At 69.2% G+C, this 17,037-nt stretch carries 19 protein-coding genes; 5 read left to right on the forward strand and 14 right to left on the reverse strand.

Annotation, left to right across the window (positions count from 1 at the left end):
- Positions 1-270: 270 nt before the first annotated feature.
- The 4 genes from F8M74_RS19955 to F8M74_RS19970 all read right to left on the reverse strand — a co-directional run bounded on the left by F8M74_RS19955 (position 271) and on the right by F8M74_RS19970 (position 3,405).
- Positions 271-813 carry a hypothetical protein gene (locus F8M74_RS19955; protein WP_090494907.1) on the reverse strand — a complete coding sequence of 181 codons (543 nt, stop codon included), beginning with the start codon at positions 811-813 and terminating at the stop codon, positions 271-273.
- A 163-nt stretch (positions 814-976) separates the two neighbouring features.
- The gene (locus F8M74_RS19960) at positions 977-2,176 is read right to left on the reverse strand and encodes a peptidase MA family metallohydrolase (protein WP_171410232.1); all 1,200 of its coding nucleotides are present in this window, start codon (positions 2,174-2,176) and stop codon (positions 977-979) included.
- A 77-nt stretch (positions 2,177-2,253) separates the two neighbouring features.
- On the reverse strand, positions 2,254-2,781 hold the full coding sequence (locus F8M74_RS19965) for a DivIVA domain-containing protein (protein WP_011553162.1): 528 nt from the start codon (positions 2,779-2,781) through the stop codon (positions 2,254-2,256).
- Positions 2,782-2,886: 105 nt separating this feature from the next.
- Positions 2,887-3,405: a HEAT repeat domain-containing protein gene (locus tag F8M74_RS19970; RefSeq protein ID WP_141279581.1), complete on the reverse strand. Its 519-nt coding sequence runs from the start codon at positions 3,403-3,405 to the stop codon at positions 2,887-2,889.
- A 102-nt stretch (positions 3,406-3,507) separates the two neighbouring features.
- Between F8M74_RS19970 and F8M74_RS19975 the strand changes: the two genes are divergently transcribed.
- Complete coding sequence (locus F8M74_RS19975) at positions 3,508-4,017, forward strand: J domain-containing protein (RefSeq protein WP_141254468.1); 510 nt, start codon at positions 3,508-3,510, stop codon at positions 4,015-4,017.
- Here F8M74_RS19975 and F8M74_RS19980 read toward each other — a convergent pair.
- Both F8M74_RS19980 and F8M74_RS19985 read right to left on the reverse strand, forming a co-directional pair.
- Positions 3,951-4,943, reverse strand: a complete 993-nt coding sequence (locus F8M74_RS19980) for a stage II sporulation protein M (protein ID WP_141254469.1) — start codon at positions 4,941-4,943, stop codon at positions 3,951-3,953. The two genes, F8M74_RS19975 and F8M74_RS19980, sit on opposite strands and share 67 nt — an antisense overlap.
- Before the next feature lies 1 nt (position 4,944).
- Positions 4,945-5,709: an RDD family protein gene (locus F8M74_RS19985; RefSeq protein WP_171410233.1), complete on the reverse strand. Its 765-nt coding sequence runs from the start codon at positions 5,707-5,709 to the stop codon at positions 4,945-4,947.
- 526 nt (positions 5,710-6,235) lie between these two features.
- Here F8M74_RS19985 and F8M74_RS19990 point away from each other — a divergent pair.
- Complete coding sequence (locus F8M74_RS19990; RefSeq protein ID WP_011553167.1) at positions 6,236-6,925, forward strand: response regulator transcription factor; 690 nt, start codon at positions 6,236-6,238, stop codon at positions 6,923-6,925.
- Between the two features lie 93 nt (positions 6,926-7,018).
- On the opposite strand, the gene F8M74_RS19995 is transcribed toward F8M74_RS19990, so the two are convergent.
- Positions 7,019-7,234 carry an MbtH family protein gene (locus F8M74_RS19995; RefSeq protein ID WP_013939684.1) on the reverse strand — a complete coding sequence of 72 codons (216 nt, stop codon included), beginning with the start codon at positions 7,232-7,234 and terminating at the stop codon, positions 7,019-7,021.
- Positions 7,235-7,346: 112 nt separating this feature from the next.
- Between F8M74_RS19995 and F8M74_RS20000 the strand changes: the two genes are divergently transcribed.
- Positions 7,347-8,351, forward strand: a complete 1,005-nt coding sequence (locus tag F8M74_RS20000) for a DUF4105 domain-containing protein (RefSeq protein ID WP_141254471.1) — start codon at positions 7,347-7,349, stop codon at positions 8,349-8,351.
- A 13-nt stretch (positions 8,352-8,364) separates the two neighbouring features.
- On the opposite strand, the gene F8M74_RS20005 is transcribed toward F8M74_RS20000, so the two are convergent.
- From F8M74_RS20005 to F8M74_RS20015, 3 genes are all read right to left on the reverse strand, one after another.
- Entirely contained in the window at positions 8,365-9,084 is a 720-nt protein-coding gene (locus tag F8M74_RS20005) for a hypothetical protein (protein WP_141254472.1), read from the reverse strand.
- A gap of 89 nt (positions 9,085-9,173) precedes the next feature.
- The gene (locus F8M74_RS20010) at positions 9,174-10,130 is read right to left on the reverse strand and encodes a ketopantoate reductase family protein (protein ID WP_141254473.1); all 957 of its coding nucleotides are present in this window, start codon (positions 10,128-10,130) and stop codon (positions 9,174-9,176) included.
- A gap of 152 nt (positions 10,131-10,282) precedes the next feature.
- The gene (locus F8M74_RS20015) at positions 10,283-11,605 is read right to left on the reverse strand and encodes a styrene monooxygenase/indole monooxygenase family protein (protein WP_141254474.1); all 1,323 of its coding nucleotides are present in this window, start codon (positions 11,603-11,605) and stop codon (positions 10,283-10,285) included.
- 212 nt (positions 11,606-11,817) lie between these two features.
- Here F8M74_RS20015 and F8M74_RS20020 point away from each other — a divergent pair, with 212 nt between their 5' ends.
- Positions 11,818-12,810, forward strand: a complete 993-nt coding sequence (locus F8M74_RS20020) for a hypothetical protein (RefSeq protein WP_228559936.1) — start codon at positions 11,818-11,820, stop codon at positions 12,808-12,810.
- A 10-nt stretch (positions 12,811-12,820) separates the two neighbouring features.
- Here F8M74_RS20020 and F8M74_RS20025 read toward each other — a convergent pair whose 3' ends face one another.
- Complete coding sequence (locus F8M74_RS20025; protein ID WP_141254476.1) at positions 12,821-13,912, reverse strand: D-TA family PLP-dependent enzyme; 1,092 nt, start codon at positions 13,910-13,912, stop codon at positions 12,821-12,823.
- Positions 13,913-14,048: 136 nt separating this feature from the next.
- Between F8M74_RS20025 and F8M74_RS20030 the strand changes: the two genes are divergently transcribed.
- Positions 14,049-15,152: a winged helix DNA-binding domain-containing protein gene (locus tag F8M74_RS20030; RefSeq protein WP_141254505.1), complete on the forward strand. Its 1,104-nt coding sequence runs from the start codon at positions 14,049-14,051 to the stop codon at positions 15,150-15,152.
- A gap of 283 nt (positions 15,153-15,435) precedes the next feature.
- On the opposite strand, the gene F8M74_RS20040 is transcribed toward F8M74_RS20030, so the two are convergent.
- From F8M74_RS20040 to F8M74_RS38655, 3 genes are all read right to left on the reverse strand, one after another.
- Positions 15,436-15,813 carry an ArsC/Spx/MgsR family protein gene (locus tag F8M74_RS20040; RefSeq protein WP_141254477.1) on the reverse strand — a complete coding sequence of 126 codons (378 nt, stop codon included), beginning with the start codon at positions 15,811-15,813 and terminating at the stop codon, positions 15,436-15,438.
- 125 nt (positions 15,814-15,938) lie between these two features.
- Complete coding sequence (locus F8M74_RS20045; RefSeq protein WP_228559933.1) at positions 15,939-16,574, reverse strand: hypothetical protein; 636 nt, start codon at positions 16,572-16,574, stop codon at positions 15,939-15,941.
- Between the two features lie 146 nt (positions 16,575-16,720).
- Entirely contained in the window at positions 16,721-16,885 is a 165-nt protein-coding gene (locus F8M74_RS38655) for a PAN domain-containing protein (RefSeq protein WP_140790858.1), read from the reverse strand.
- Positions 16,886-17,037 lie beyond the last annotated feature (152 nt).

The raw sequence follows: 17,037 nt of genomic DNA on the forward strand, positions 1-17,037 counted from the left end.
CTCCCGCATGCTCCACCCGCGGCCCCCACAGCCGCTGCTGCACACCCTGCGACAAATGCGCCGACCCGTCCGACCGGCGAGTCGCGTGGACCCCCATCCACGCGTCTTGCCAGCGGCTCGCGGAGCGCGCTCACCACTCCCCAGCGGGAGCACGCCTTCCCACAAAGCGCGCCATGGGCCCCCACCCAGGCACACTCCCTCCCGCCGGTCTCGGACGCGCCCGTTTCTGGGCACGTCAAGTCGAACGGGCCGGCCAACCCCTACACGCCCTCAGTGCATTGCCGTACGTCCATCTCCCGTGTCCGGGGACACGCGCCGCGTCCGGGAAGGACGCTCGAAGTACTCGACGACCAGCCCACCGAAGGGCACCCGCGGGCCATCCGCTCGCGGGTCCTTCATCCGTTGGAGGAGCGCCACCGCGGAGTCCACGGCTTCGTCCACGGCGCGGTTGATGCGCTCGCGCTCCCAATCCCCGCCACCGAGCACCTCGGAGGCATCCACCAGGCAGCGCCGCAGCGCCGCGAATTCGTCGTAGAGCGAGCGTGCGCCCCGATGCGCCGACAAGCGCAGCACCGCGCGAGTGCGGCTCCAGGGGCTGGACTCCTCGCCCGCGAGCGTCCGGCCCAGCTCGCGGATGAAGGGCTCCACCAGGTTGTCCAACTGGGTGGGCGCGCCCCGCGACGCGTCCGAATCGGGCGCCGCCAGCACCATCCGTCGCCACAGCGCGGAGATTCGATCCGGCTGCTGACGGAAGAACCGCGCCAGCACGGCTGCCTTACGTCCACGCTCGCTCATGTCCAGTGCCTTCCGCATCGCGGACGGAAGCCAAAGCAATCCATCGGCCAATGCCCCTGGGATAAGTCTCCCCAGTGAAATCAGCCATTTGCCTTGAAGGGATGGGCAGGCAGAGGAGCAGCACGGCCGTAGAAACTACAGGCCCGGCCCTGTAGTCATGGCAGGACGGAAAGGGCGGCGCTCAGTGGAGGGTGGGCTTCGGCGGCCGGCCGTTGGGGCCGTCCTCGTCGTCCAGTTCACCCGGAAGGTCGCCGACGGCGCTGTCCGCGGGCGCCTCGCCGTCCTGGGCCTCCAGGTGGGCTTCCGTGCCCTGCGAGCCCGCGGGCCAGTCTGGCCAGGTGGAATCCCCGGCACTCACGGCGGTGCCCTGCGCCTGGGCCTGCGCGGCCTGGGCGGCCAGCAGACGCAGCGCGGCGTCCTCCGCGGCATCCTGGGCGGCCATCTCCGCCAGCTTCGCGGCGCGCTGCTGGCGGCGGCGGGCATAGGCGGCGACGCAGAGGAAGGACGCGCCCAGCCAGACGAGCGCGGAGCTGGTGGTGAGCGGGAGCCAGCCGTAGCGCGCGGCCAGGCCTTCACGCCAGTCGGTCTCCTCCACCAACAGCGAGGTGCGGAAGGCCTTGCCGAAGGCCGTCTCGAAGGGCTCGCCGCGCGCCACGCCGTCCACGAGCGCGGCCATGGCCTGGGGGCCGAACTTCGCCGACAGGTGCGCGACGAAGGCGGCGCTCTGCGCGTAGGCGATTTCCACGTCCGACGGCACGTCCGGCCAGGCCCGGTCGAGGTGCTCGAAGTGGAACACGCGCTCCTGGGTGACGGCCCGGAAGAGGGCGGAGTAGTGCGTCAGGGAGTAGCGCTCCCCGGTGACGTACTGCGCGACGCCTTCCTGGAACCAGCGGGGCCACGACGGGGCCAGTTGCCCCAGGGCCACGTGCGCCAGCTCGTGCCGGAGCGTCTGCTGGCCCTCCGGCTCATGGAGGCTGAGCGCGTCCAGCAGGATGATTTGATGGGCGGGGTAGGCCAGCGCCACGGCCCACCCCGGGGGCTTTCCGCCAGGCAGCGCCAGGGCCTCGAACTCCGTGCGGCCCACGCCCAGGCGAATCTCGGTGACGCCCGGCCAGTCCTTGCCCAGGATGGTGCCGAACCGGTCGCGGACACCTTCAATCTGCCGGGACAGCTCGTGGGCGGCCGCGGTGGCGGCGGCGGTGTGGAGGATGCGGAAGCGCTTCGTCGTCACGTCCCCGCTGACCTGGGGCGGACGCGTCAGGGGCACCAGCGCGGCGTCATTCACGACGTCATGGGCGTGGGGGCCATGAGGGCCGCCCGGTCCCTGGGCCCAGGCCCCAGGAGCGGCGAGCAGCAGGAGCAGGACAAGCAGGTGGCGCATGTGCGGCGGCCTCACGTTCCCACTGACATAACAGCCTCGTCCCAGGTTGCAGCAACCTCACCACGCGGCGCGGTGCGTCAGGAGTCGCCGTTGGCTTTTTTCTGGGACAGATACGCCACGTTGTCCTCGACGCGCGCGTAGTCGCGGTCCGCGAACGTGGGGCTCTTGAAGGTCTCCAGCAGCTTCTGGTGGGCATCCAACACGGAGCGGACCTGCGACTCGAATTGGGTGCGCTGGCGCTTCAGCTCGTTGATGTCCTCCACCACCTGCACCAGCCGCTGGTGGGCGCCGTGGACGATCTTCTCCGCCTGATGCTCGGCGTCCGCGATGATGATTTCCGCTTCCTTCTTCGCGGCGTCCTTCAGGTCCTCGCTGATGCGCTGGGCGGTGACCATGGTCTCCTGGAGGGTGCGCTCCCGTTCCTGGTGTTGCTCCACCTTGAACTGGGTGCGCTTCACTTCCTCCTTGAGCGCGATGTTCTCCTTCACCACCTCCTCGAATTCACCGGCGATGAGCTCGAGGTAGGCCTCCACCTCACGGCGAGAGAAGCCGCGCAGGGCCGTTTCGAACCGCTTCTGCCGGATGTCGAGCGGAGTGATTTTCATGACGCCGCAGTGTAGCGCAGGGGCGTCGCATCTCCAGGAAACGGCCCTTGACCTGGGCGCCGGCGCTGGCGGGTGGTGCTTGCATGGCTGCCCGACGGGCGGGCGTCAGCGTCGCGTCGCGTCCCACTGAGACACGACGGTGCGCGCGGCGTTCTGCACCCCCGCGGTGAGCCGCGAGTCGACAGCGGCGTCCTGGACGGCCCGGCGCGCGGTGGGCGTGCGCTGAAAGACGAGCCCGTTGAGCGCCTGGATTTTCAGCGCGTCCGGCAGCCGGGGGTGGCGCACCACATTGGCGAGAATCTCCTCCGCGCGGACGTGCTGGAACAGCGTGACGGCCCTCAATGCCGCCTGCTGGATGCGGGGGTTGGGGTCCCACAGGAGCGTGGCCAGCGTGTCCAGGGCGCGGGCATCTCCCAGCAGCGCCAGGTCTTCGATGGCGATGGCCCGAATCTCCTCCGGCGCGGGCCGCACCGCCCCCAGAAGGCCCCGCAGGAGGGCGGCGTCGTCCTTCGCGGGCGCCAGGGCGGCCTCCACCGGGGGCGTGGGCGCCGGACCCGGGGGGGGCGAGGCTTGGGCACGGGCGGCGGTGGTAAGGAGCAGGCCAGCGAGAAGCAGGGGACGCATGGAGGCCCTTCTAACCTGGGGCGGAGAGATTTTCTTGACGCGATCTCCCATCGTGGGACCTTCCCCGCGCTACAGGCGTGTTGCAAACGGGAGCAAGGTTCGATGAACGCGGCGGCAGCGAACTGGCAGACACTGGAAAACGTCGATGTGGAGTGCACCCACTGCGGCATCCGGATGACCCAGCAACCGGGGACCCGAGTCCGCTACTTCCGGTGTTCCGGGTGCCACCGCTGGGTGTCCAGCGTGTACTCCGACGTCTTCCGGGCGGACGCGAAGGTGCGCACGCACCCGGTGAAGGACACCGGCGCCCAGGACGAGCAGTTCATCGAGGTCAAGGACCGGCTGGACCGGTGGCTGTCCGCGCTGGAAGAGCAGGACCCCTACCGGCTGCTGGGTGTCTCGCCGCTGGACTCGGCCGACACGGTCCGCGCGCGTTACCACGCGCTGGCCATGGAGCAGCACCCGGACCGCGGCGGCTCCGCGGAGAAGATGCGCGAGCTGAACGCGGCCTATGAGCGCATCCTCCGTCACCGCCAGCGCAAGCGTCAGGAGGCGCTGTCGGCCGGAACGCCCGTGGCCTCCGCGACCGTCCTTCCCGCGCGCAGCAGGTAGGCCCAGAAGAGCGCTCCCAGGACCAGGCCCAGCCCCGCCTTCAGCCAGGTGGGGAACAAGTCCCCTGGGGAGACGTAGCCCTCCACCACGCCGATGAGGGCGAGGAAGGGCGCGCAGCCCAGCACCAGCTTCACCGCTTCCCGTCCGCGCACCGCCAGCGCCTGTCCCCGGGGCAGCTCCCCCGGGTCGATGAGCGCCTGGCCCACCATCAGTCCCGCCCCGCCGGCGATGACCAGGATGGACAGCTCCACCGGGCCGTGCGCGGCGATGAAGTCCAGCAATCCCCCCAGCATGCCTTCGCGGGCGCACAGCGCGCTGATGGCGCCGATATGCACCCCGTTGTTCACCAGCAGGAACAGCGTGCCCAGGCCGCCGGTGAGGCCCAGCGCGAAGGTGACAATGGTGACGGTGAGATTGTTGGTGGCGATGCCGGACGCCACCGAGTTGGGAGGCGCCACCGACAGGATGTCATCCGTCCACATGCGGCCCTGAGCCACGTAGTGGCGCACGCCGGAGGGCACCAGCAGCTCGGCGCCCCGGGGCTCCCACAGCACCACCAGGGCGCCCAGCAGGATGCCCAGGATGAACAGCACGGCGCTGGCGCCCACGAAGCCACGCTCGCGGCGCAAGGTGGCGGGGAACTCGCGGCGGAAGAAGTCCCGCACCGCGGGCCAGCGCTCGCGCGGCGGCTGGTAGATGGACGCGTAGGCCTGGCCACAGAGCTGGTTGAGGAAGCGGTGGACATCCGTGCCGGCGTAGAAGGTCTGCGCGTGCGCCAGGTCGGCGGACGCGCGGCGGTACAGCGTGTCCAGCGTGCGCAGCTCGCCCAGCTTCAGCGTGCCGGAGCGCTGCTTCGCCAGCAGGGCCTGGAGCGCATCCCAGTCCGTGCGGCGTTGGGCCACGTAGGCGGGCAGGGGCATGGCCATCTCAGCGCTCTCCCTGGACGCGGGCGCGCAGGAAGGCCTCGGTGCTCTCTGCGGACGCCAGCACCGCCGCGCGTGCTTCCGCGTCGTCAGGCCCCACGCGCTCCACCAGCCGCGTGCCCAGCCGCTGCCGCACCTCCGGCGACAGCCCCGGCGCGCGCGAGAGGAAGGACAGCACCAGCTCCACGTCCTCCGGAGACAGGGGCCGCGCACCCGTGCCTTGTGGCAATGGTACGGACGCGGCCGGAGCGGCGGTGTACTTGTCCAGGTCGATGCGCTCCTCGCGCACCAGCAGCGTGCCGGCCAGCAGGTCTCCCAGGCGCCGGTGCTGGCGGGTGAGCAGCATGCTGACACAGGCGGCGGCGTACAGCATGGGCAGGAAGTCCACCGCGCGGCAGAGGTTGCGCACCGCGCTCTCGTAGACACCCACAGGCGAGCCGTCCGTGCGCACCACCCGGATGCCCAGCACGCGCTTGCCCACCGTCTGGCCGTGGAAGAAGACCTCGCACACCGTCCAGTACAGCCACTGCGTGGCGAAGACGCCCACCACCAGCAGCGTCTGCCCCACGCCCGACAGCGCCTGGAAGACGCCGAGCACGTCCGACACCAACAACGTGAAGACGAAGTAGGCCACCAGCCAGAAGAAGAACAGCAGGCTCGCGTCCACCAGCCACGCGAGGCACCGGTAGCCGATGCCCGCGATGGGAAGCGTGAGCGCCACGCGCTCGGGGGTGGCGACGTCGAGATGGGGAGTCGGAGCGGAGCGCATGCGGGGTAGGCAGCATACACGTCTGCCTTCCTCCCACGCGTCCATGTCGCACTCCCTTTTTTGCTTGGAGTTGCGGGATTTTCAGGGCCCAGACGCATGTGTCACGGTTGACAGTCAGCGCCGTGCGGGAGGGGGCTTTCATCGACTTGTGGACGCCCCGGCGTGTCCGGCTCCGGACAGCGATGACGAACCAACGGATGAAACCCCTGTAACGGGCTCTGATTCATGCACACTGGACACTCCCATTGGGGCTGGTTCGCGTCTGCGCTTTCCCGGTGATAGGGTTTCTGCGTTGGACCATGAACCTGGGCCGAAGGAGGTGCGGCCCGCAGGGACGTCAGGAGTAGCTGAAAGTCAAAAACAGCCTGGAGTCGAGTCGTACATCGGTAGGTCGACTCCGGAGTGGCTCAGCGGACGCGCTCGTTCTTCCCTGTCATGCAACCCACTGGCCCAGGTGGTACCGGAGCCGGCTGTGGTCAGTTGTCTGTTCATGCAGTTTTCGCCATGACGGCTGGGGGGCCTTCGCATGGCAACCAATCAAGCAGCGATTCGTGTATCGATTCTCGAAGGACCGTGGGCGGCCTGGCAGGGCCTGGCCGACGGGCTCCGTGGTGAAGGCGTGCAGGTCTCCTCGGTGACGAGGGACGTGCGCCTGTTCCTCGACAGCCTGGGGACAGACCCGCCGCAGGTCGCGGTGATGGACGTGGAGGGCGACAGCGAGGCCGCCGTGGGCTGCTCCGTCACGGAAGGCATCAATCTCCTGCGGGAGGCGCGCAAGCGCCGGCTGGAGGTGCGGATGCTGTTGCTCTCCGCGGTGAGCACACCGGAAATCATCTCGCAGTGCTTCGACGAGGGTGCCTCCGGCTACCTGTTCCGCGCGGGACTGGGCACGACGGCGGTGGCGTCCGCCATCAACTCCCTGGTCCGAGGCGAGCGGCTGTTTCCGGTGCAGCTCCTGAGGAACGACTTCGAACATCCACCGGTGACGTCACCCACCGCGAGCGTGCTGCTGGCGCTCACGCAGCGCGAGCGCGAGGTGCTGGCGTATGTCGCGGGCGGCGCGGACAACCTGAAGATTGCCGCGCACCTGCAAATCGCCGAGCGCACCGTGAAGTCCCACGTCACGCAGCTCTACCGGAAGCTGGGCGCCGAGAACCGCACGCAGCTGGCGCTGAGGGCGTGCCACCTGGGCGTCCGGCCGCCGCCGGACCTCTAGGCGTCGCTGTCGTTCCGTTCATGCAGCACGCCCCCCGGACCCTGGCGCCGTTGCCAGGGGGCGCGAGGGGCGTGCGCACGGACGGTGCCGTGACTACGACTTCAACTCTTCCATCTTCTTGCGGAGGCTCAGCGGACGCATGTCCGTCCAGACCTCCTTGATGTACTCCAGGCACTCGGCCTTGAGGCCCTGCTTGCCTGCATCCTTCCAGCCGAGCGCATTCTCGCGGTCGGCCGGCCAGATGGAGTACTGCTCCTCGTGGTTCACCACGACCTTGTAGACGGTCGTGTCCTCTCGCTCATCCGCCATTGATATCTCTCCCTGGAACGGGGCGTATTCTGGCCACAATCCAGGAAAAGGGGTCAAGACACGGAAGGCGTGGGTGCGGTCGGCGTCTGAAGCCCGCATATACTCGCCGGCCATGCAAAGTGTCTTCCGTGTCATCACCGCCCTGCTCCTCGCGCTGGGCGTCACCTGGGCCGCGCTGGCCCTGGCGTTGACGGGGGCGGGCCCCGAGGGCGCGCACGTACTGCGGGCGTTGGGGGCCGGGCTGCTCGCGGTGGGCGCGGTGGTTGCCTGGCGGCGTCACTCACAAGGGGCGGCCCTGTCCGTCATTGGCGTCGGGTGTGTGGCCATCTGGGGGTGGACCCAGACGGTACGGCCCGCGACGCAGGCGGACTGGGCGCCGGACCTGGCGCGCTCCGCCCGGGCGGTGGTGGAGGGCTCCCGTGTGACGTTGCATGACGTGCGTGACTTCCGCTACCGCACCACGTCGGACTGGGATGCGTCGTGGTACTCGGCCACATACGACACGCGTGAGCTCACGGGCGCGTGGTTCATCGTGGAGCCCTTCTCCGGCGTCTGGGGCGCGGCCCACACCATGGTGAGCTTCGGCTTCGCGGATGGGCGCTACCTCGTCTTCTCCGTGGAGGTCCGCCGCGAGAAGGGGGAGACGTTCTCCGCGCTGGGCGGCCTGTTCCGCCAGTTCGAGCTCACCTACGTCGTGGGGGACGAGCGGGACCTGGTGCAGCTGCGCTCCAACCACCGCAAGGACGAGGTCTACCTCTACCCGGTGGATGCGTCGAAGGAGCGCATCACCCACTTCTTCCTCGACATGGTGGCGCGGATGAACGCGCTGCACGAGAAGCCGGAGTTCTACGACACGCTCACCAACAACTGCACCACCAACCTGGTGCGGCACCTGGAGAAGGTGAGCCAGAGCCAGGTGCCCTATGACCATCGCACCTTGTTGCCGGCGTTCTCGGACGCCCTGGCGTATGAGCTGGAGCTCATCGACCGGGACGCGCCGCTGGAGCAGGTGCGCAAGCGCTACCACATCAACGCGCGCGCGCAGGCGGCGGACGGGCGCCCGGACTTCTCGCGGCGCATCCGCGAGCCGCTGGCCGCCGCCGACACCTTGCCGTGACACGCCAGGTCCCTTAAGGGGCGTGGCGCGCCTTCAGGTGCTTGTCGTACTGCTGTTGCAGCGCGGCGAAGTAACCGCGCTCCTCCCAGAGCGCGGCGATGAGGCGCTCCGTCAAGGTCTTCATCTCGGCGCTCTCGCCCGGCTCGGGCGTACGGGGGCCGAGGGCGTCGGAGCTGAAGAAGGCGCGAGTGGCCTCGGCCATGAGCAGGCGGCTGCCGACGAAGAGCCGGCGCAGGGCCTGATTGATGGGGCGCGGGTCCAACTCCGCGCAGGCGGCGACGATGGCGTCGTGAATCTTCCCGGGCAGCGGGCCCTCCAGGTCCTCGGGCCTCAGGTCGCCACGGTCCAGGGCATGGTTGAGCAGGTAGCCGTGATGCAGCGCTGATGACGCCACGTCCACGCAGTCCTTCACCCACAAGACGAAGAAGATCTTGCGGAACACCTTGCGCACCGGGAAGAGCACCAGGCCCTTCATGTAGCTCATCAGTCGGCCACCCGCCGTCCGCCCCATGTGTGAGCCGGCGAGGACCTCCACCGCCCGGGCCGGTCTGGGGAGGCCGTGTTCGGAGAGGATGGTGAGGACCATGCTCTCGCGGGCCTGCCGGAGCGCGTAGTCGTCCAGGAAGGGGACGGGGATGAGCGGCGTCAGGCCGGACACGACGGCGAGAAAGGCCACGCGGCCCAATACGGGGGGCAGCTCGTTCTCGGAAGGACGGGGCTTCGGCTCGGTCATATGACGTTCATATGCCCATCGGGCCCGGCGATTGCGCGGGCCCTGAAGGCGGGATGGGTGTTGGCTGGCCTCCAGCCGGACGTCATGGCTCAGGCCTTCCGTTCTCCCTGGGCGTGGGGCAGCAGCAGGACATAGAGGGTGCTCATCACCGGCGTGGGGACGCCCCGCGCACGGCCCCGTCGCACCACCGACCCCTGGAGGTATTCGACCTCCAGCGGCTTGCCGTTCTCCAGGTCGCCCAGCATGGATGGGCGCATGTGGGCGGGCAGCCCGTCCATGTACTGCACCAGGGCGTCTGGCGTGCGGGTGGTGGTGACGCCCTCCGCGGCGGCGACGCTGAGCACCTCGGTGGCGGCCTGCCGGAACACCTCGCGGAAGGCCGGATTGTCCCGGAGGGCGCCCACGGGCAGCCGGGACGCGGTGCTGAACGCGGACATGCAGGCGAGGAAGGACAGCTTGTCCCAGAGGGCTCCGCGCGCATCCGCCACGGCTTCCACGGTGACGCCCGCGCCGGCCAGCGCGTCCCGCAGGGACTGTGCCCGGTCGGAGATGCGCGAGGTGTCACCGAACACTTCTCCGAGCACGATGCGGTGGTTCGTTCCGGTCTGGGTGATGACGCCGGGCTCGCTGATGGCGGCGGAGATGTACGTGGTGCCGCCCAGGACGGCGGCTTCGCCCACGGCGGCGGCCACTTCGGAGGGGATGTCCACGCCGTTCTGCAAGGTGAGCACGAAGGGCGGCGTTTCGCCCGGCGCCGGTGCGCCTCGCGCGGAGAGCAACGTCTTCACCGCGGGGAGCACGGAAGCGACGTCGTAGTTCTTCACCGCGAGGACCACGACGTCCACGGGGCCGAAGCGCTGGACGTCATCGTCGGCCTTGACCGCGACGGTGAAGTCTCCTTCGGCGCCGTGGATGGTGAGCCCGTGTTCCCGCATGGCGCGCAGGTGCGCTCCGCGCGCGAGGAACGTCACGTCATGCCCGGCGCGGACCAGCTTCGCGCCGAAGAAACCACCGACGCCTCCAGAGCCCAAGATGGCGAATCGCATGGCGCGGAAGATAACCGCACGTCCCCAGCGGGGCAGGGCTGAATCACGCGCTCGCACTCCGCGCATCAGCGAGCGAGGCCGCTGTGTTGGAGCACAGTCGCACGACGAGACGGCCTGCTTTCGCCGCCTCGCCGCGACGACTTCAATGGTCCTCAGCGGGTCAACGACACAGTGACCTTGGGCTCCTCGGGAGGCGGGTGCCACGCCAGGGGGCTGGGAGGCGGCGCGGCCTCGCGGACCATGGGGCGGTGCCGCGCGATGAACGCCGCGGTGCTCTCCGGGCTGGCACTTGCGGAGAGGATGAGCTCGGGCGTCACGAAGGCGGTGGCGATGGCGTCCGCGACCCGCGCGTCCTTGCTGCCAGCGGCCAGCAAATCAATCACGTGCGGAGGCGGCGGCTGGAGCAGGGCGTTGGTCCAGTGCGTCGCCGACGCGGTTGCGGCCCACGAGCCCGCTTCGGCCTCCCGACAGAAGACCTCGTCGAAGGGACGGTTGTCCGCCAGCGCGGTGACGATGTGCTCCGCCAACGCGAAGGCGGAAGCGGACCCCGCGTTGGCCCCCTGGCCCGCGACGGGGTCGTTCGTCACGTGCGTGTCGCCCACTGCCAGCGCGAAGCGGCCGTTGGAGAGGGGCGCCCAGCCCTGGCGCACCGTCGGCGTGAAGGAGCCCTGGAGGTAGTCCATGGGACCTCGCACGCCGAAGCTCGCCGGATCCACGCGCTCGTAGGTGGTGGGCGCGAAGCGCCGCAGGAAGTTCATCAGCATGGCCTCGAAGGCGCGCGGGTCTTCGTCGTAGCGCTGCGTGCTGAGCCGCGACAGCTCACTGCCGGGAAGGGCTTCGATGAGCACGCTGGGGACCCGGCCGTCCGCGGTGACGACCTGGGACTCGAAGATCTCGCCCTGGCCCGGAATCAGGTTGGCATTCATCCCAATGGGCTCCTGCATGCGCACGCCCTTGAGCAGCGCTGCGAAGAGCATGCGCGGCGGCTGCGTGTGCGGCGACAGTGCGGGCACGCGAGGGAACAGGCGTGTCAGGCCATTGCGGCCGGTGGCGACCACCATCAGCGCGTGCTGTTGGGCCAGGCGCTCCAGCACGTCGAGGTCCACGGGAAGGACCTCCATCTTGCCGCCGCGCGCGACGAAGTCCTCCGCGAGGCGCGGCTGGTATTGCCGGTAGTCCACGAAGATGGAGGGGGAATCCAGGCGGCCCCGGAGGCTGAACGGGTGAGGGCCGCCGTTCACATGGATGCCAATGTAGAACATGTCGGCGTTGGGGCCGCTCCAGTGGTCCACTCCCAGGATGCGCTCGCGCATGCGCGTGGGGGCATGGTGCGCCACCGTGTTGAGTAGACGGGAAACCCGTAGCTTGCTCGGCTCCTGCTCCGTGTAGATCGTCACGGGCACACCGTGGGACAGCAGCTTCAGACCCAGGTGAAGTCCCGCGGTGCCGGCGCCAACAATTGCAATGCGCTCCATATGACTCTCCTCCGTGCCCCGTGCCGTCATGGCTGTGTCGGGATGGACCCCCCAAGGGCCAGGGGCGTTCCTTAACACAACACAAACGGAGATCTTCAGACAGGACGTACTTGATAGCCGAGAAAAAGAGAGGCGCATTGCGTCATGCCCTGATGGGCAGACGTGGACGTCGGGTTGGGAACAGCAGGTGCGAGGCTTTACAGTGGGACGCAATGGCCCAGTTCCTCGACGTGGCGTTGAAGGTAGGAGACCTGACCGAGTTCACCGCGGACGCGGTGCTGTTCAAATACGCACAAAGTCTCTATGGCGCGACGGGTCAAGCGGCGCGGCGCCTGGAGCAGGCAGGCGTTCCCCTGGCGCAGCTCGAGCTCGCGCCGGGCGCGACGCGCCTCGTGGAGACGCGGGGGGCGCTGACCGCGTCACGGGCGCTCTTCGTGGGCACCGTTCGCCTGGGGGAGTTCGGCTACCACGAGATTCGCCAGTTCGCGGTGCGCGCGCTGGCGGCCCTGGAGAACCACTCGGGCCTCGCGCATGTCGCGGGCACCGTTCATGGCCCCAACTACGGATTGGATGAAGACGAGGCCGTGCTCGCCTTCGTGGGCGGGCTCGTTGAAGCCTTCCAACGTGGCTCAGGGCCCCAATCCCTGACGCGCTTCACGGTGGTGGAGCGGAACGCGAGCCGGGCGCAAAGACTGGCAAAGGCCTTCACGCGCGGCTTGAGCGCAACGCCTGGCGTGGAGCCGCTTCCGGAGGGTGGCTTTCGTGTGCGGCGAATGTCTGCCGTGACGCAGGCGCCGCCTCTGGCGACGGCGGGCACCGTGTCCATGGCAAAGCCTCACGCCTTCGTGGCCATGCCTTTCGCACCCGAGTTGGAGGACACGTACCACTATGGCATCCAGGGTCCGGTGAAGGCCGCGGGCATGCTGTGCGAGCGCGTGGACCAGGAGCTGTTCGACGGCCCCATCATCCAGCGCATCCGCGAGCGCATCGAGACGGCGAAGGTGGTGATCGCCGACCTGTCCCTGGCGAATCCAAACGTGTACCTGGAGGTCGGCTATGCGTGGGGGCGGGGCCGGCCCACGCTGCTGCTGGTGCGTGACGTGAAGGAACTCCGCTTCGACGTCGCGTCCTATCGCTGCATCGTCTACCGCAACATTCGCGAGCTGGAGCAGTTGCTGTCGAAGGAGCTCCAGCGCATGGACTGAGCCGCGCGCGTCACCAGCCGCGCGCGGTGATGGCGTGCGTGCCGGCCCAGGCGCCCTGGCGCAGCAGGTGCAACCGGTCGTGCAGGTTGACGGAGGCGCAGGCGTGGTTGGGCACCACGCGCACGCGGTCGCCCACGCGGGGCCGCCAGTCGGTGCGGGAGAGGTCCAGCAGGCCGTGCTCCTCGGACAGGCCGCGCACCAGGACGTCCGGCCGGTCGAGCAGGGCGCCGTACCCGCCTGCGTCCGTGAAGCCTTCCTCCTTGGCCAGGGCCTTGGAACCCGCGTCGATGACGGCCTGTCCCGGCACCGTGGTGCTCACCACCGTGGCCAGCACGGAGTACGCGCATTCGTCCCATGCGCACGCGCCCACCGTCGCGGAGTTGCGGTCGTTGAAGATGTTGATGCCCGGGCGAATCTCCGTGAGCCCGGTGACCTCGTGCGAACGCCACAGCGTCGGCGTGGAGCCGCCGCTCACGGTTTCGGGCCGCAGTCCCGCATCCGCCAGGGTGTCCACGTAGGTGGCCAGCCGCGCGGATTGCTCACGCATCGCGTCGCCCAGCTCCGCCTGAGGCATGCGCAGGTGTCCGGCGTAGAAGGTGATGCCCCGGTACTCCAGGCCACTGCTGGACGTCACTGCGCGGGTAAGGGTGACGGCGTCCTCGGGGGACTGGACCCCCACGCGCCGCATGCCCAGGTCCAGCTCCACCAGCACGCCCACGGTGCGGCTGGCCCGGCGGGCCTCGCGGCTCAACAGCTCCAGCGCTTCGGCCGAGTCCAGGGCCACGGTGAGCCGGACCTGAGGTGGCAGCCGCATGAGCCGGACGAGCCGGTCCTCTCCCACGGGCGGATAGCCGAGCAACACGTCGTCGCAGACGGCGGCCATGACCTCGGCTTCGCGCACGGTGGCCACGGTGACGCCCTGGGCTCCAGCGGCGAGCTGAAGCGCGGTCAACTCCGGCGTCTTGTGCGTTTTCGTGTGTGGCCGCCACCGCAGGCCATGCTGGCGGGTGTACGTGGCCACGCGCTTCAGGTTGGCGTCCACGCGGTCCAGGTCCACGAGGGCGGCGGGCGTCGTCATCATGTCCAGCGAGGTCGCGTCCATGCCCTGCATGGTGGCACCCTGAAGCGCTCGGCTCCAGGGGGGCAGGGGCGTTCGCCTCCCGTCCGTGAAGTGCTACACCTCTGCGGCCCGCGAGGTGCGTCGCCGCATCCATTGCTCGTCACGCGGGCGAGGCCACATGCCAGACACCTCGTTGACCCTCAGGGCCCTCAACCGCGCGACGCTGGCGCGACAGATGCTGCTGGCGCGTGAGCAGACCTCCGTGCTCGGCGCGGTGGAGCAGCTCCTGGCGCTTCAGGCCCAGCAGGCGAAGCCGCCGTTCATCGGCCTGTGGTCACGGGTCGCGGGCTTCGAGCGAGACGTGCTCCAGGTGCTGCTCCAGCGCAAGGAGGTGGTCCGCGCCACGTTGATGCGCGGCACGCTGCACCTGGCGAGCGCGGAGGACTACCGGCACCTGCGAGCCAGCTTCACACCGCTGCTCGAAGCCTCTGTGGCGTCGGTGCTGCGCGAGCGCGCGAAGGGGCTGGACGTCGCGCCGCTCGTCAAGGAGGCGCGCGCCTTCTTCGATGAAGCGCCGCGCACCTTCGAGGCGCTGCGCGACCACCTGGTGGCCCGGCATCCCCAGAACGACGAACGCGCCATGGGCTTCGCGGTGCGGATGTTCCTACCCCTCATCCAGGTCCCCACGGAGACGGAGTGGGGCTACCCCGGCACCACGGACTTCGCGGTCGCGGAGTCCTGGCTGGGCGCACCGCTGCGCGCCGAAGCGGACCTTCCCACGCTGGTGCAGCGCTACCTCGCGGCCTTCGGTCCCGCATCGGTGACGGATGCCCAGACCTGGTCCGGCCTCAAGGGCCTGAAGTCCACCTTCGAGGCGCTTCGGCCTTCGCTGCGCACGTTCCGGGACGAGAAGGGGCGGGAGCTGTTTGACCTGCCCAAGGCACCCCGGCCGGACGAGGACACGGCTGCACCCGCGCGCTTCCTCCCGGAGTTCGACAGCCTGGTGCTCGGCCATGAGGACCGGGCCCGGCTGGTGGATGACGCGTACCGCTCCAAGCTCATCACCAAGAATCTGCGAGTCCCCGCCACCTTCCTCGTGGACGGATTCATCGCCGGGACGTGGACGGTGGAGCGCAAACGCGCGGCGGCTACGCTCGTCGTCGAGCCCTTTGCGCCCATCAAGAAGAAGGACCGTGACGCCCTGGTGAAGGAGGGCGAGGCGCTCCTGCGTTTCATGGAGCCCGAAGCCCGCACGTTTGAGGTCCGCGGGCACGACCCGTAGGTGCCGTCCTTCGGGAAGAGGTTGCTGCCCCTGTTTTTGGCCCTGGCGCCCTCGTCCAGGTAGCGGGGCGCGAACTCCTTCAACGTAGGCACCGCCTTTTTCTCCACGGCCGTGCGGCCTCGTGAGAGCAGCTCGGCCTGCCGCTGCTAACCCCACGCCTTCGCGCCCGACTTGGAGCCCACAGGCGCCTTCACGCGCTCGTGGTACAGCTCGCTATCGGGCCACTTGAACATGATGTCCACCCCCGGAAGCGGACGAAGCTCACTCGGCCTGAAGCCCCCGCTCAGGTTCCCGAGCCGCGCTCCGCGGCGAGCACCTTCTCCAGCGCCTCCGGGCTTCGCCCCACCACAGTCGTCCCGTCGCTGGCGGTAACGATGGGCCGCTGAATCAGCTCTGGGTGCTGGACCATGGCTGCAATCCAGTCGGCACGGTGTGTCGCGTCTCTGGGCAGCATCTCCAGCGTGGCCTTGGTCGCCGCGGCCTCACCCATGCGCACCAGCTCCCAGGGTTCCAGCCCGAGCCTCCCGAGTACGGCCTCCAGCTCCGCAGCGGTGGGGGGCGACTCCAGGTAGCGGCGGACGACGTAGGCTGTACCGGACGCATCCAGCGCGGCCATCGCGGCGCGGCACTTTGAACAGGCAGGGTTGATCCAGAGCTCCATCCGGCCAGTCTCGCACGCTGCGGAGCCGCCCGTCCGCACTCTTGCCGGGCTGTCGGTGCTGCGGCAGGCAGAAGCGAGGCGCGCCCCCGCTTCGCCTGCCCGTGGAGGTGCCCACGCGCCCCGCATCACCCCGCGGGCGGCGGGCCCACGCACTTGCCGCTGACCTTGTTCCCCCAGCCGGTGGTGCTCGCCTCTCCCTCGTAGGTGCTCCCATCCCCTCTCAGCTCGAGATGGACGGTGCCGGACGTGCCCTCACGACTGACCCAGGTTCCATCGAAGGCCTGGCCCGTGACCTTGCCGTTGATGGCGCCGGGCGATGTCGTTCCGGAATAGGTGCCACTGGCGCTCTCGCCAATCTGGACCAATTGCATGGTCCCGAAGATGTTGTCCGACCAGGTGCCGGAGAATCCCCAGCAGCCGGCAGGGGTGGGGGCCCCCGGCGTCGGGCCTCCCGGGGCAGAAGCGGGTGCACAGGCCGCCCCGACCGCCTCTTCAAAGGCGGCGAAATCGCGTCCGCCGATTGGCTGGCTCCAGTCGGGTGGCCGGATGGCCCGAACTCCCGGGCGGTTGACATATTGGTAGATGTAGAACTGGCCGCCGTTCTCACCCGGGCCATTGCAGTTGATGATGCTGACGACCGACTCCTCGACGATGAGTTTTCCCGTCGCATCGCGCGACTCGGGCTGGCGAAACTGCTGAATGATCTCGGCGGCATTCGCGCTTCCTCCGAAGAGGACCAGCGACGACAGCAAGGCCCGCACGCTGAGGAACTCCAGGTGGGGGCGCGCCGCTTTGGACTGATTCGAATTCATTCTCGGCTCTCCAGTGGTGGTGCGGTGTCGATTGGCCGCACGCCGCCGGAGTTTGTGTACGTCGCGCCTGCGACGGGAGGCACGGCGCTCTTGAGCTAGCAGCGGGACGCCGGGCCCTGTACTCCAGACCGCTGGTGGGGCCAGGCATGGCAGCGCGCGTCCTGCTGACACGCGGCCGCACACGCAGTGGCGTTCTGCGTTGAGGCCTTGAGGAAGCGCTCGCCTGGCACGCAGGCTTCACGTGGCTCGCGTGAACACATGCCTGTGGCTCACCTGATAGGCCCGCGTGCGGATGAGCTCGCGGAGGGAGCGCGGCGCGGCCATCCAGCGAAGGACCGAGACCGGAGACGTCTTGTCCGTCGAGATGAGGGCGACGCTGCCGATGCCGAGGAGTCGGTCCAGCAGGCTCTGC

The organism is Myxococcus sp. CA023 (genome assembly GCF_010998615.1).
Classification (GTDB): Bacteria; Myxococcota; Myxococcia; order Myxococcales; family Myxococcaceae; genus Myxococcus.

Bases quoted from the DNA above. Each gene is read 5' to 3' on its own strand.
- F8M74_RS20020 (WP_228559936.1), top strand. From the start codon at position 11,818: ATGGCCCAGTTCCTCGACGTGGCGTTGAAGGTAGGAGACCTGACCGAG.
- F8M74_RS20030 (WP_141254505.1), top strand. From the start codon at position 14,049: ATGCCAGACACCTCGTTGACCCTCAGGGCCCTCAACCGCGCGACGCTG.
- F8M74_RS19955 (WP_090494907.1), bottom strand. From the start codon at position 813: ATGCGGAAGGCACTGGACATGAGCGAGCGTGGACGTAAGGCAGCCGTG.
- F8M74_RS20025 (WP_141254476.1), bottom strand. From the start codon at position 13,912: ATGGACGCGACCTCGCTGGACATGATGACGACGCCCGCCGCCCTCGTG.
- F8M74_RS20005 (WP_141254472.1), bottom strand. From the start codon at position 9,084: ATGACCGAGCCGAAGCCCCGTCCTTCCGAGAACGAGCTGCCCCCCGTA.
- F8M74_RS20015 (WP_141254474.1), bottom strand. From the start codon at position 11,605: ATGGAGCGCATTGCAATTGTTGGCGCCGGCACCGCGGGACTTCACCTG.
- F8M74_RS19960 (WP_171410232.1), bottom strand. From the start codon at position 2,176: ATGCGCCACCTGCTTGTCCTGCTCCTGCTGCTCGCCGCTCCTGGGGCC.
- F8M74_RS19990 (WP_011553167.1), top strand. From the start codon at position 6,236: ATGGCAACCAATCAAGCAGCGATTCGTGTATCGATTCTCGAAGGACCG.
- F8M74_RS19965 (WP_011553162.1), bottom strand. From the start codon at position 2,781: ATGAAAATCACTCCGCTCGACATCCGGCAGAAGCGGTTCGAAACGGCC.
- F8M74_RS20010 (WP_141254473.1), bottom strand. From the start codon at position 10,130: ATGCGATTCGCCATCTTGGGCTCTGGAGGCGTCGGTGGTTTCTTCGGC.
- F8M74_RS19985 (WP_171410233.1), bottom strand. From the start codon at position 5,709: ATGCGCTCCGCTCCGACTCCCCATCTCGACGTCGCCACCCCCGAGCGC.
- F8M74_RS38655 (WP_140790858.1), bottom strand. From the start codon at position 16,885: ATGTGTTCACGCGAGCCACGTGAAGCCTGCGTGCCAGGCGAGCGCTTC.
- F8M74_RS19980 (WP_141254469.1), bottom strand. From the start codon at position 4,943: ATGGCCATGCCCCTGCCCGCCTACGTGGCCCAACGCCGCACGGACTGG.
- F8M74_RS20040 (WP_141254477.1), bottom strand. From the start codon at position 15,813: ATGGAGCTCTGGATCAACCCTGCCTGTTCAAAGTGCCGCGCCGCGATG.
- F8M74_RS20000 (WP_141254471.1), top strand. From the start codon at position 7,347: ATGCAAAGTGTCTTCCGTGTCATCACCGCCCTGCTCCTCGCGCTGGGC.
- F8M74_RS19975 (WP_141254468.1), top strand. From the start codon at position 3,508: ATGAACGCGGCGGCAGCGAACTGGCAGACACTGGAAAACGTCGATGTG.
- F8M74_RS19970 (WP_141279581.1), bottom strand. From the start codon at position 3,405: ATGCGTCCCCTGCTTCTCGCTGGCCTGCTCCTTACCACCGCCGCCCGT.
- F8M74_RS19995 (WP_013939684.1), bottom strand. From the start codon at position 7,234: ATGGCGGATGAGCGAGAGGACACGACCGTCTACAAGGTCGTGGTGAAC.